We start from the raw sequence: 13211 nt of genomic DNA on the forward strand, positions 1-13211 counted from the left end.
GACGTTTGTTAACAGTGAAGTTAGCAGTAGTTGAATTGAATCTGTACTTGTCATCACCAGGATAGGTAGCAACAACAGTCTTATTACCAAAAGTAATTTCAGGGATATAGAATGTCGCATTACCATTAACTGTACTGTTAGTGAATTTCATACCATTAATTTCAATAGTCACATCTTCAGTTGCATCACTAGGAACTGTTACAATCACTTTAACAGTGTCGTTAACATATATGCTGGTTTCATTAACCACAGTGATGTTGATTGAAGGATAAGTTTTACTTACAGTGAATATGGTAGTGAAGTTATAATGTTCAAATTCTGTATCATTTACAGTGGCAGTGACTGTGTAAATTCCTTCCTTAAGTCCAGTGACATTGAATGTAGCTTTATTATCGGAGAATGAAGTATTTCTGTACTTAGTTCCATTTACCCAAATAACCACATCATCAACATTATCAGGAACTTCGACAGTGATTATCTCATCATCGCCAACAGTGATATTCATTGCAGTTATATTAATGCCATAAGTAGTAACCTTTGAAGGAGTGAATGTGTGTTCCACTCTAGCATCAGTGAAGTTCTCGTTGCCGCCGTATTCCACAATGATTGTGTAAGGTTTGTATTCTGTGAGAACATGAGTGATAAATTCATCATCAACAGAAACGTTAGGATATAGCACGCCATCAACAGTGACATTTACCACTTTTCCATGAATTTCATCATTAATAAAGATTAGTACGGTAGCATTATCATGAACAGTTCCGCTGACAATGAAGTTCAAGTCAGGATCTGCTTTTTTAACTTCAAATTTGGCGGATTCTGTATCATTAATATTATAATCGTCATTTCCATTGTAAGTTGCATTGACTGTGTAGTTTCCTGCAGCCAAACCGTCAACAATCCAAGTGACTTTTCCGTCAACAATTGGCAATGTAACGCTTCTTCCAGCAGTATCATTAAGCTTGAGTGTGATGTTGCCGGTGACACCGTCAGGAACTGTCACTACAATAGTTGTATCGTTTCCGTAGGTTACATTGTCAGCGTCAATAGTTACGGTAGCATTTATCTTGCCTACTGTGAAGGTAGTGTCATTTTCAGCCACAGTGTAGTTGTCAAGTGCATCTCCATAGTATTTGATGTGCACACTGTATTTTCCAACAGCCAAATCATCAACAGTAATTTCAGCAACACCGTTAGTGAATTCGTCTACATAAATTGGGTGTTTTGTGAAGTTTCCGCTTAAAATTACAAATCCAGTTGCATTAGCAGGAATATTGATTGTGATTTTTCCGTCTTGGTCAACAGTGATGTTTAAAGCAGTCACATTTACTTTTGGAGTTCTTTGACCCACATCAAATTCAGCCATTGTTCTGTTTGCAGTGTAGTTTCTATCCCCATCATAGAATACCCACACGACTTTGTGTCCAACAGTCAAATTAGTTAAGTTCAATTGAGCAGTACCATTTGTAATAGGTACGGTATGATTTACACCATTGATGTTGATTATTACGTTTCCAGTGGCATTCTTAGCAAGGGTTACATTAATTGACTCTTTATCCCATACCACAATGTCATGGACATCAACATCCAAGGTAGTATTAGCTTGATATACGTTGAAGTCTTTTGTTACAGTGACTTCAGTGTAATTCTCATTTCCGTTGAATGTGACTTCAACAGGATAGTTGCCAACAGCAAGATCATAGACATAAGTCTCATTGCCTGAAGAGGTAATGTTTAGAACGGTTTCAGTACCATTGACTTTGACTGTTACATTGCCGTCAGTGTTAACTTTAATTATTATATGTTCAGCATCACCATAGTAGATATCTTCAACTGTCACATTGAGTTCAGGAGTTGCCTTGAATACTGTGAAGTTGGTACTATTAGATGCATTAGTGTAATTTTCATTTCCATTAAATGTCGCTTCAATAGTATAATTTGAAGCAGATAAGTTTTTAAGAGTAAATGTTGCTTGACCATCTATAGGTTCTTGTGTAAATACAACAGTTTCGTTTAATTTTATAGTTACATTACCGCTTTGACCTTCAGGAACGGTTACGATAACAATCGCATCTTCACCATAGGTAATGTTTTCAACAGTAACATTGATGCTTGGAGTTGCTTTGCTTACATTGAATAAAGTTGAATTGGTTGCATTATAATATTTCTTATCCCCAACGAATGTTACGGTCACATTGTATACACCAACACTTAATCCTGAGATAGGCAAGGTTGCATTGCCGTTAATAATTTCAATATAATATGGAGTGCCGTTTACAGTCACGTTTAGTATTCCTGTTGCATCTTCTGGAACAGTTATGTTGATGACTTCGGTATCTCCGAGAGTGATGTTTTCTGTTTTTATTTCAACAGTTGCATTGAATTTTGTCACGTTGAATGTGTCTTGTGCCCATGAAGGCGCATATAATCCAGTACCTTCATAAGTGGCGAATACATGATTTATTCCATCTTTTAGATCTGTTGCGTTGAATTCGACGAAAGTGGAATTGTCAACAGTTTGTAAAGCTAAGACATGAGGTTCACCATTTATGTAGAGAGTGATGTTTCCTTCAGCATTAGGCAATATGATTACCTTAATAGGAACTGTTTCATTAATGAAGTAGGTTCTATCATTATCAACTTCAAGCAAGAGAACAGTCTGTGTCTTTTCAGTTACGTTACCATAAGTTGAATTGGATGTGCTGTAATAATTGTTATCTCCATTATATGTAGCATTTACAGTGTAGTTTCCAATAGGCAATCCATAAATGACTGTCATTCCTTGACCGTTAGCTAAGTATATGGTTGTGGTTCTGCCAGCAACCTCAATAGTCACATTTCCGGTTGCATCGGATATATTATATCTTCCATCCATGACAGTGACATTGACTACTAAATTATATCCTATACCTGTCACGTTAACCAGTAGGGTCGGAGTGATTTTGCTTATCTCCAATATTGCAGTTGTATTTGATTTATCATATTTTGCATTACCACCGTAAACAAAGGATAGGGTGTGGTTGCCAGCTGGCAAGTAGCTGCCTTCAATTAAAGTGGAAATGTTTATGGATCCTTTGGAGTCGTCTAATGTTATATTTCCAAGGAAAGTGTCATTAAGATAAACTGATACATTTCCAGTTGCACCGTGAGTTACATTTACACTAAGAGTTGAATTTGAGTGATATGTTGTATTTGTTGCGGATGCATTTATGCTTGAAGGTGCTCTTGAAGTCAATTTGATTATTGTGTAATAGTCATCATTAGTCAATATCGCTTCAACATAAATTTCACCATATTGCTCGGAAGGTACGCCAGGAACGATGTCATGGAAGTCTAAGTAAATCTTACCATTCTTATCTGTTATGAAATATTGATTGTCAGGGTTTAATAAATTACCTTTATCATCATATACACCAACAGTTATGTTTTGACCTGCTTCAGGAGTTGGGTCAGCCGCATTTGGCAATGTAACGGCAGAAGATCCGGTGTTGTCTACACCGTTTTCACTCCAATAAGTCACATTAGTACATGTTGGCCTATTTGAACCGGTTATGTATATTGCATTCAAGTACTTGTCTTTACCTTTGAACAGCAATACGATTTTACCAGTACTTTCATCATAACTATCGAATGTAAGTGAACTTGAATTTGCTTGGTTTTCAATAAGGTACGCATTAGTCAAAGTAAATGCTGCAGTTGAATAAATTGCAGAACCTGAGAATGCCTTATTGCCGGTCATGTTAACATTTGAAAGTGAATTTCCTCCTTTGGAAATGTAAATGGCACCACCATACTGAAGTGCAGTGTTGTTTAAGAATACCATATCATGAATATTGATATTATTCCTATTCCAGTATATTCCACCACCATTCAATGCGGTGTTGTTTATGAAAGTCAAGTTATTATGAATCAATTCCGCATTTTCATTATACATTCCACCACCGAAGTTTTCGGCATAGCTGTCGGAAATTGTAACATTATATAAGTAAAGGCGTTTATTAAACCAAATACTTCCACCGTTTTGAGTAGCATTATTTCCTATGAAAACACAGTCAATAAATTTAACAGGTTCGGCAGCATTGTAAACGGATAAAGCACCACCATTATTAGCGGTGTTATTGATAAATGAATCATTTGTAAAGAATATATTATTACATTCTTTAACTTGAACTGCCCCACCACCATATACGTTTGGAGCAATTGCTTTAGCAACGTTGCTGATGAATTTTGTGTTTTCAATTAAAATAGGATTATTAATATCTAAATTGCTTTTACTTTGGACATATAATGCTCCGGCTTCCTTGTCGGATGAACAGTTGACAAATACTGAGTTATTGATTACAGCTTTTGAGTCAACTCTTAAATATAAAGCTCCTCCTTGAACCCAAACACTACCTGTTGCAGATGTAGTAATGTAATCACCATCGAAAATACAGTTGTCTATTACAACATAATTACTTCTATCCCATAGGATAGCTCCACCGTCAGCCTTATTATCGGACTGGACAGAGTTTCTGATGAATTTGGAATCTTTAATGGAATCGTGAGCTCCACCTTCGGACCAATAGATAGCTCCACCACCTCTAGTATTGGAACTGGACCTTGCATAAGCAACATTCTCTTCAAATAAACAACCGAGAATATCATTATATTTGGAATTAGATCCACCATACCAATACATAGCTCCTCCGTTACCTTGAGCACCATTATATGTGAAGTTAGAATTGGTTACAGTGGAATATGAACCAGTGGAATACATTGCACCACCATCATTAGATGCAGAACCTCCATTGAATGAAGAATCGGAAACATTACAGTAATTACCTTCGAGGTAAATTATTCCACCAGAGTATGCAGCAGACTCATCGAAGTCAGAACCTGAAATTTTAGCATAATTACCTTTGATGTATATTGCACCACCTAAGTTATCAGTACCATAGACAGCACCTGTCTTAGCAAAGGTGTTAGTGAAGGATGAATCTATAACAGATGCATATACACCATCAATATATATTGCACCACCTGCTCTTGCGGTAGAATCACTAATATTGGAGTTTGTGATTGTAGTGCGATCACCAATAATATATATTGTTCCACCATCTGCATCACTAGCAGTACATTCATCAAAGTTACAACTTTCTATATCTACATCATCACCAGTGATGAATATTGCACCACCAACATTATTATCATCCCTATTATAGGTGATACTTCTAGTAAAGTTAGAGTTTAATATAGATAGCTTATCACCAGTTACACTAAGTGTACCACCTTTGGAAGTACTTGGATCAGATGGATTTCCAGCACTTAGACCTTTATTATCTGTAAAGTCACATCCATCTATAATACCATTAGCTCCTTCCCAATATATAGCACCACCATCATCACCAGCACGATTATCATTCAAAGTAGAGTTATATATTTTACAGTTTTCACCACTGATATATAATGCACCACCATCTTCTGTAACCTCATTATTGGTAAATATGGAATTAATGATTTCAACATTATTACCTAAAGCATATATTGCACCACCATCATTAGAAGCAGTACAATCGGTGAAGTTAGTATCACTGATTATAATATTATCACCGGTAATGAACATTGCACCACCATCAATCTTACTACTATCAGAACCAGCACTATAAACAACACGACCTGAAGTAATAGAAGACTTATTAATATTAACATTATTACCAGTAAGTGATATAGTACCACCTCTAGAATTAGAGTCACCATTACAAATACCAGTGTTATTATTACAAGTAATATTATAGATAGTACCATCATCACCATTCCAACATATAGCACCACCATCATCACCTGCAACATTATCAGTAAAGGTGGAATCATATAACTTAGTACCATTACCTAGTACATATAATGCACCACCATCTTCACTAGCTTTATTATTGGTAAAGGTAGTATTCTTAATTATATTATTATCACCTAAGGTATATATTGCACCACCCATATTAGATGCAGTACAATCAGTGAAGGTAGAGTCAGTAATAGTTACATCATGACCAGTGGCGAATATTGCACCACCATCAATTTTACTAATATCAGAACCATCACTATAAATAACATGATTAGATGTAAAGGTAGACTTACTAATATTAACATTATCACCAGTAAGTGATATTGCACCACCTCTAGAACTAGAGTCACCATGACAAATACCAGTATTATTATTACAAGTAATATTATAGATAGTACCATCATCACCATTCCAACATATAGCACCACCATCATCACCCGCAGCATTATCGATGAAAGTGGAATCAGATAATTTACAACCATTGCCTGAAATGAATAATGCACCACCATCTTCACTAGCATAAGATCCTTTGAAAGTACAGTCATCAATGGTTAAGTCTTGTGCATCTGAATGTATAGACCCTCCGTAATCTACGGATGCACTTCCACCATTGACAAAATTAATTCCTGTTAATGTAACAGTACTTCCAGTTTCTATGTTGAATATCCTAGCTGAGCTAAGAGCATCAATAGTAAAGTCATTACCTATAATGTTAATATTTTTAGAAATAACAATACCATTTGTCAATCCAGAGTCAGAACTACTATTATATGTGTAATTCTTATCAAGACTAATTGTACCAGTATTATCATTATCTATCTTTTCTTGTAATTCCGAAAATGATCCTGCGCCATCATTTTCACCCCTTACTATTGAATTGTCTTCAGGGAGTGAGTATGACGAAAGATCATTACTTATGCTGACAGTATCGTCGCTTTGAACTGCCATTATTGTATCATCTGTTGTATTTAGCTCAACATCAGCAGCAGAAACTGCCTGAAGTGAGAAAATAAAACATATGATTAAACATATCATTAATATCTCTTTCTTATTCATAATACACCCCCTCCATTTTATAACATAGGTTATATATTAACCTATCATGGAGAGTCTACCGTGATATTTATTTAAGATAATCATAATATATAAAGTTTCTTTATTAACAAACAATAAAAAACTGTACATTTTATCATAACTAATGGGAAAAAAATAAACAATTAATAAAATAATTTAAATTAAACAAATATTATTCAAAATAAAAATAAAAAATAATGAAATGAATATAACCAATGTAACATAAATTAAACATGTTTCATTAGCAGTAAATCCAACTTAAACACAAAATAAATATAAAAAATAGAATTAAACAAAATACGAAAAAAAATAAAAAATTTTTGATAAAATGAATAAAATAAATAAAAAAAGAATTGAAGTAATCTATTTGATTACTTTACTTTTGATGATTTCGACTCTTTTGAGAGGGTAAATCTTTTTAGCGTTGTGGTAAATTTCAGATGCTAATTTACCGTTTACGCAAACTTTTACCAAATCATCGAAAGATCTTTCAGCTGCTGCTTCAACGAGCAATTCTTCAATGGTTTTTCTCATGTATCTTTGTTGGGAAGATTTTGCTCTTCTGGTAGTTACAGCTAAAACTTGTAATTTTAATTTACGATCATCTTTAGTTTTAACGATTGCGGAAGCGTCGATTCTGGAAGTTCCTCTTCTAATCATGCTTCTTACATAATCGGTAGTTGTTTTGTGTCCGGTGAATTTGGTGTTTGCAACATCACCTGCAACATTATCGATTTCAAATCTGAGTTTTATGTATTGTTTTGAGAAGTCTCCTGTTAATTCTCTCATGGTAACTTCTACGCCTCTTCCAATGAGAAGTTCTGGATCTTTTGCTGGAGTTTCTCCAATTTCTTTATCTTCAAAGTTCACTGGTGTTTTGATAGTATACCAGGATTTTTCTTTCCATGTATCACGTACTCTACGTCTTGCTTTTGCTTTTGCCATTATATCAACCGTTTAATATTTATATTTTTAATATATAGTAATCTAGCGTTATCGCCATAAAATTTTATAAAATAGTCTCTAAATTAAATATAAAACCTAAACTAAACTGTAAAAATGATTTTAAATAAGTATAGATTTACAATCGTTTATTCGACTATTGTGAGATATTCTCACGTTATTTAAAGAAAATATTTGTAATAAAGTTTTAATTTATAAAACCCGCCCATTAAGGTTGTTATTACTTTTTTTATTCATACTATATAAAGATTATCAAAATTTGTAAAATATCATAAATTTTAGATAATTTTAAAAAAAATAAATTTCCAATAGATTATACAATAGAAAAAATAAAATGAAAATTTGGGCTTGAAATTTAAAATAAAGCCCTCAGCATCAATATTGAAATCAGCTGTTCATGAAGTTATAATGATCTATGTATCTCTGCAATACTTCATCAACAGGACCCTCATCCATCACAAGTCTGATTCCTGCATCGTCAGCTTTGATTTTGGATTTGAATCCGAACTGGACAGCAATCAAAACATCACAATCATGACAAGCTGTGATTACTTTACCGCCCTGATGTTTAGCGTCTTCGGAAATTTCAACATCCCTACGTTCTACGAATTTCAGTTCATCAGCATAGTCATAGACATAAACTGATTTTCCCCTTCCTAGATGCAAGTCAACATTTTTTCCATCAGATGATACAACAGCCAAACGCATAAGTAAACCCCCTATTTTAATTAAAAAACTGAATGAAAATCATATTGGCTACACTTCAGCACCGTCCAAAGCATGACGGCATGTGCAATCAGATGAATCATCAGTGTTTCTTATGAAATTATATATCAATTCAAGTAGCTCTCCTTCCTTTTGAGCGACCATTTCAAAAACTTCATCGATTGTGAGCTCGTTTTCAGATATTCCTGATGCGTAATTTGAAACGATGCATATGGAATTGTAGCACATTTCCCTTTCACGGGCAAGAGTAACTTCAGGAAGCCCTGTCATTCCGACCAAATCTCCGCCAAGCATTTTAAACATCCTGATTTCCGCTGGAGTTTCAAAGCGCGGACCTTCAGTGCATACGTATGTTCCGCCCAAAATCACATCACCGGATTTTGCCAAAATATCCCTCAAAGTTGGGCAATATGCTTCGGTTACATCTATATGGACTACCTTATCTTCATAAAAAGTTTTGGCCCTATTCTGTGAAAAATCCAAAAAGTCATCCGGAATGACAAATGATCCCGGCGGCATTTCGATATTCATCGAGCCGACAGAGTTTGTTGCAATAATCTGAGTGACACCAACCTGCTTCAGCGCATCGATATTTGCCCTGAAATTGATTTTATGAGGCGGAATGGAATGGCCAGATGCATGGCGCGGAATGAAAGCAACTTTTTTGGAGAATATATCCAAGATTGAAACCTCCACCTCACCATAATCAGTCTTTACCAACTGTTCAGTGCATGAATCTGCCTTTTGAGTTATTTCATATACTCCACTGCCACCAATTATTCCAATCATATGCACTCATCCTTTACAAACTGAAAGCGGTTTGACCTTTGCAACCAATTTTGCGATGCCTGTTTCGTGGGAAACCCTAACGACACTGTCAACATCCTTATAAGCACCAGGTGCCTCTTCCTCAATTACATGTTTGCTGGTAGCTTTAATCTTAATTCCTTTTGACTGCAAATCATTGGTGATTTCATCAGCGTCATATTGCTTTTTGGCTTTGGACCTGGACAATACCCTTCCTGCACCATGAGCTGTGGATCCGAAAGTCTCTTCCATTGCGGTTTCAGTTCCATGCAATACGTATGAAGCTGTTCCCATAGTTCCAGGAATCAATACCGGCTGGCCTACAGCCCTGTATTTTTCAGGGACCTCTTCCCTTCCCGGACCGAATGCACGGGTAGCTCCTTTTCTGTGAACCAAAACATCCTCTTCACGGTTATAGATTTTATGAGTTTCCATTTTTGCAATGTTGTGGGCCACATCATAAACAATGTCCATTTCCATGTCCTTTGCGGATTTTCCCAAGACCTCTTCGAAGGTTTCACGAATCCAATGAGTCATCATTTGCCTGTTTGCCCATGCATAATTAGCTGCGGCAGCCATGGCCTGTATATAATTTTGAGCTTCCTTGGAATCAAGCGGAGCGCATGCCAATTGCCTGTCGCCAAGGTTGATTTTGTATTTCTTATATGCCTTATCCATCACCCTCAAATAATCGGAACAGATTTGATGTCCGCATCCTCTGGAACCTGAATGAATCATAATGACAATCATTCCCTTTTCAAGGCCAAAGACCTTTGCGACTTCCTCATCATAGATTTCATCGACAATCTGAACTTCAAGGAAGTGATTACCTGAACCTAGAGAACCCAATTGCGGAATTCCTCTTTTTTTAGCCTTGTCTGAAACAATGCTTGAATCCGCATCAACCATTCTTCCGTTCTCTTCAAGAACTTCCAAATCCTCTTTCCAGCCGTATCCATTTTCTACAGCCCATTCTGCACCGTAATCAAGCACATCATTGATTTCATTTTCCTTAAGCTTTATTTTACCTTTGCTTCCAACGCCTGAAGGGATGTTTTTGAATAGCTTTTCTGTGAGCTCATCCAAGTGCTCCTCGATATCTTCAAGGGTCAAATTGGATTTGATTAATCTGACACCGCAGTTGATGTCAAAACCGACTCCTCCCGGAGATACAATACCGTTTCTTAAGCCGAATGCTGCAACTCCTCCAATCGGAAATCCATAACCGAAATGAATATCTGGAAGACCGATTGAGTATCTTTGAACACCTGGAAGGCATGCGACATTGACAATCTGCTTGATTGCACCTTCTTCGAGTTCATCAAAGAATTCATCAGCAATGTAAAATCTTCCGGAAGCCCTCATTGTCTTATCGTAAGAGCCTGGAATTTCATAAACATTATCTCTAACTTTTTTAATTTCATCTTTAATACTCATAAGAATCACTGAATTATTATAATTAATTATATTATTGATAGTGTTTTAATAAAGTTTTGGTGATTTAAACAATTTGGCCTATGATAAATCACCGGACAAAAAAAGAATCATTTTCTAAACAATGCGGATATTCCGGCAATAAGCAGGAATGATGCGCTCAATACATTGATATAATCAGATCCGACAATGACAAACATGGTTGCGATAATGAAACCTACACCTGCAATCTCACTGTTCTTGTTGACGTAATAGCTGGACACAATACCCAAAAGTGATGCTATAATGGCTACAACACCTAAAAAAGGAGTGTGTGCATGTCCAAGGCTTTCAATGAATATCAAGAATGAACCTGAAAATATTCCGATAATTGATCCGATAACACCAAATATCGTTTCAAAAGTTCTTGATACTATTCTAGTTCTTTTCATGTTTAATCATATGTTCTATATATTATATATAAATTTATAAATCAACGATAGCCTGAAGCTCCACATGACCGTTCCTTTTGACATACATCTCGTGGAAGGTTATTGCCTTTATTTCGGTTTTCCTTTCATGCTTATCCCAGTTGATTTCTTCACCTCTGATTGTTGCCTTTAAACTATACCCATCACCGACTTCAACATGGAACTGCGAAAACAGCATGAATTCGACTTCATGGTAAAACAGAAGCTCCTCAAGGTAATCATATAAAAGAGATACGTCGTCTTCAGAGGTTACTTCGAAGGAGATCTCCTTTGTTGCATCAATATTATCAGTATCAGAAATTATATTGAATATTGCCAATCCTGCATTTTCAAAAGCTTCATTAATATCTTTTCCATAAGCTTTTAGACCAATATCGGCAGTTACTTCAAAATATTCATATTTTTTCATGAATTTACCTCAAAAATATTACTTTTCAAATGCTCTCTCGCTCTTTGTTTATATATTAACTTTTGACAATTTAAAATATAGTGATTAACATGTTCGGAAATAATGACACCACAATTCAAGTAGATTTAAGGAAAAAAAGTAGTATAAAAGACGAAATCATGTACAGCAACATTGACGTTCAATCTTGCATGGTAATGCTTGTTGTAATAGCAGCATTACTTTTATCTGTTATTTCTGTTGTAGCAGCTCAAAATCCTTACATCATTTAAGGATTTAATTTGATTTTACAATACCAAACCCTTGGCTGCTTACATTAGATCAAGCTTACCATGCAATAATCTAATGTTAACAGAAACTAATTTCCCCTACAGGAAAAAACTATATATCATAGTCATCGGGGTTAAAACGCAATATAATTTCTCTAGAATTTCCCCTAACCCCTTTTCCTGTAAATTTAAAGTCGATTAACCTTACAAATTCCAATTTATCCAAAGTCCTGTTAAAGGATGAATAACTGGAACCTGTTTTTTCTATATATTTCTCAGACAATTCGCCGGCTTTGCAGACATCTTCCCAGCCCGCAATCATCTTAAGCAATCCCCTTTCAGTATCATTCAATGAGTTTATTGTTTCGGCCACATTGATTGACACCAAGGAATCGATTGCCTGGTCAAAGTGTTCCTGTGTGATTTCACGGCTTGCTGAAGCTTCCGCAATATTGCCGCAAGACTTTAAAAGATTGATGCCTATTCTCAAATCGCCTTTCTCTTCAGTGAACATTGCGATTTGCTCTAAAATGTCATCAGGCAAAACATTTGGGAAAAATCCTGCTTTTACCCTATCTCTTAAAATAGCTTCTATTTCAGAGTAGGAATATAATGGGAAATTGATTTCCTGCGGAATAAAAACAGTGTTGACGTTTTTATCGAAAGCATATCTGAATTCAAGATCGGAAAGAATAGAGAATATTGCTGTTTTTACACCAGGATATTCCTCATATGCTCTCAATATATCATAAAATACTTTATTAGCATTTTTTGATTGGAATAAATAGTTAACATCATCCAATGCGATAATCAGGGATTTGTTATTTTTTTGAAGTGACTGCATGATTTGGTCATAGATTCTGGAAAACGGAACACCTGTTTCAGGAGGGATATGTCCGAACAGCTTTTTGAAAATTTGTGAAAATATTCCAAAACGTGTTGTGTGAAGCTGACAGTTAATATAAACACAAACAACCTTATCTGTACTTTTTTCTACAAGTTCGAAAACCTTCCTCATTGCTGTTGTCTTTCCTGTCGCAGGAGAACCTAAAACGATAGCATTTGATGGCTGACCTCCTCTCATTGCCGGCCTTATTGCAATTGCCATGGCTTCCATTTGAGTATCCCTGAAATTATAATTTGGAGGCATATAATCAGGGTCAAATGCATTTATATTCTGAAAAAGACTCTCATCATACATTAAAATATCTTCAATTCCCATATTATTCACTTTATATTAA

At 35.5% G+C, this 13211-nt stretch carries 9 protein-coding genes; 1 reads left to right on the top strand and 8 read right to left on the bottom strand.

Annotated elements, in window-relative coordinates; translation table 11 throughout:
- The 7 genes from QZU81_RS04425 to QZU81_RS04455 all read right to left on the bottom strand — a co-directional run.
- The coding region (locus tag QZU81_RS04425) for an Ig-like domain repeat protein (protein ID WP_295589615.1) at positions 1-6877 on the bottom strand (6877 nt) is incomplete at its 3' end.
- A 381-nt stretch (positions 6878-7258) separates the two neighbouring features.
- A complete protein-coding gene (locus QZU81_RS04430) occupies positions 7259-7840 on the bottom strand; it encodes a 30S ribosomal protein S3ae (protein WP_292827070.1) in 582 nt (193 codons plus the stop codon).
- Between the two features lie 405 nt (positions 7841-8245).
- On the bottom strand, positions 8246-8566 hold the full coding sequence (locus QZU81_RS04435; protein WP_295589618.1) for a NifB/NifX family molybdenum-iron cluster-binding protein: 321 nt from the start codon (positions 8564-8566) through the stop codon (positions 8246-8248).
- A 48-nt stretch (positions 8567-8614) separates the two neighbouring features.
- The gene (gene mtnP / locus QZU81_RS04440; RefSeq protein WP_295589620.1) at positions 8615-9373 is read right to left on the bottom strand and encodes an S-methyl-5'-thioadenosine phosphorylase; all 759 of its coding nucleotides are present in this window, start codon (positions 9371-9373) and stop codon (positions 8615-8617) included.
- Positions 9374-9379: 6 nt separating this feature from the next.
- Entirely contained in the window at positions 9380-10828 is a 1449-nt protein-coding gene (locus QZU81_RS04445; RefSeq protein WP_295589621.1) for an RtcB family protein, read from the bottom strand.
- 107 nt (positions 10829-10935) lie between these two features.
- On the bottom strand, positions 10936-11256 hold the full coding sequence (locus QZU81_RS04450) for a hypothetical protein (protein WP_295589622.1): 321 nt from the start codon (positions 11254-11256) through the stop codon (positions 10936-10938).
- Positions 11257-11290: 34 nt separating this feature from the next.
- On the bottom strand, positions 11291-11704 hold the full coding sequence (locus QZU81_RS04455) for an archease (RefSeq protein WP_295589623.1): 414 nt from the start codon (positions 11702-11704) through the stop codon (positions 11291-11293).
- 89 nt (positions 11705-11793) lie between these two features.
- Here QZU81_RS04455 and QZU81_RS04460 point away from each other — a divergent pair, with 89 nt between their 5' ends.
- Positions 11794-11973, top strand: coding sequence for a hypothetical protein (locus tag QZU81_RS04460; RefSeq protein ID WP_292827088.1), 180 nt, complete (start codon positions 11794-11796; stop codon positions 11971-11973).
- Between the two features lie 109 nt (positions 11974-12082).
- Here QZU81_RS04460 and QZU81_RS04465 read toward each other — a convergent pair whose 3' ends face one another.
- Positions 12083-13201 carry an ORC1-type DNA replication protein gene (locus QZU81_RS04465; RefSeq protein ID WP_292827091.1) on the bottom strand — a complete coding sequence of 373 codons (1119 nt, stop codon included), beginning with the start codon at positions 13199-13201 and terminating at the stop codon, positions 12083-12085.
- Positions 13202-13211 lie beyond the last annotated feature (10 nt).

It is taken from the genome of uncultured Methanobrevibacter sp. (assembly GCF_902770715.1).
GTDB lineage: Archaea > Methanobacteriota > Methanobacteria > Methanobacteriales > Methanobacteriaceae > Methanocatella.

What these genes read in the sequence shown, in the direction of transcription:
- mtnP (WP_295589620.1), bottom strand. Translation starts at nt 9,373, where the DNA reads ATGATTGGAATAATTGGTGGCAGTGGAGTATATGAAATAACTCAAAAG.
- QZU81_RS04445 (WP_295589621.1), bottom strand. Translation starts at nt 10,828, where the DNA reads ATGAGTATTAAAGATGAAATTAAAAAAGTTAGAGATAATGTTTATGAA.
- QZU81_RS04460 (WP_292827088.1), top strand. Translation starts at nt 11,794, where the DNA reads ATGTTCGGAAATAATGACACCACAATTCAAGTAGATTTAAGGAAAAAA.
- QZU81_RS04430 (WP_292827070.1), bottom strand. Translation starts at nt 7,840, where the DNA reads ATGGCAAAAGCAAAAGCAAGACGTAGAGTACGTGATACATGGAAAGAA.
- QZU81_RS04455 (WP_295589623.1), bottom strand. Translation starts at nt 11,704, where the DNA reads ATGAAAAAATATGAATATTTTGAAGTAACTGCCGATATTGGTCTAAAA.
- QZU81_RS04450 (WP_295589622.1), bottom strand. Translation starts at nt 11,256, where the DNA reads ATGAAAAGAACTAGAATAGTATCAAGAACTTTTGAAACGATATTTGGT.
- QZU81_RS04435 (WP_295589618.1), bottom strand. Translation starts at nt 8,566, where the DNA reads ATGCGTTTGGCTGTTGTATCATCTGATGGAAAAAATGTTGACTTGCAT.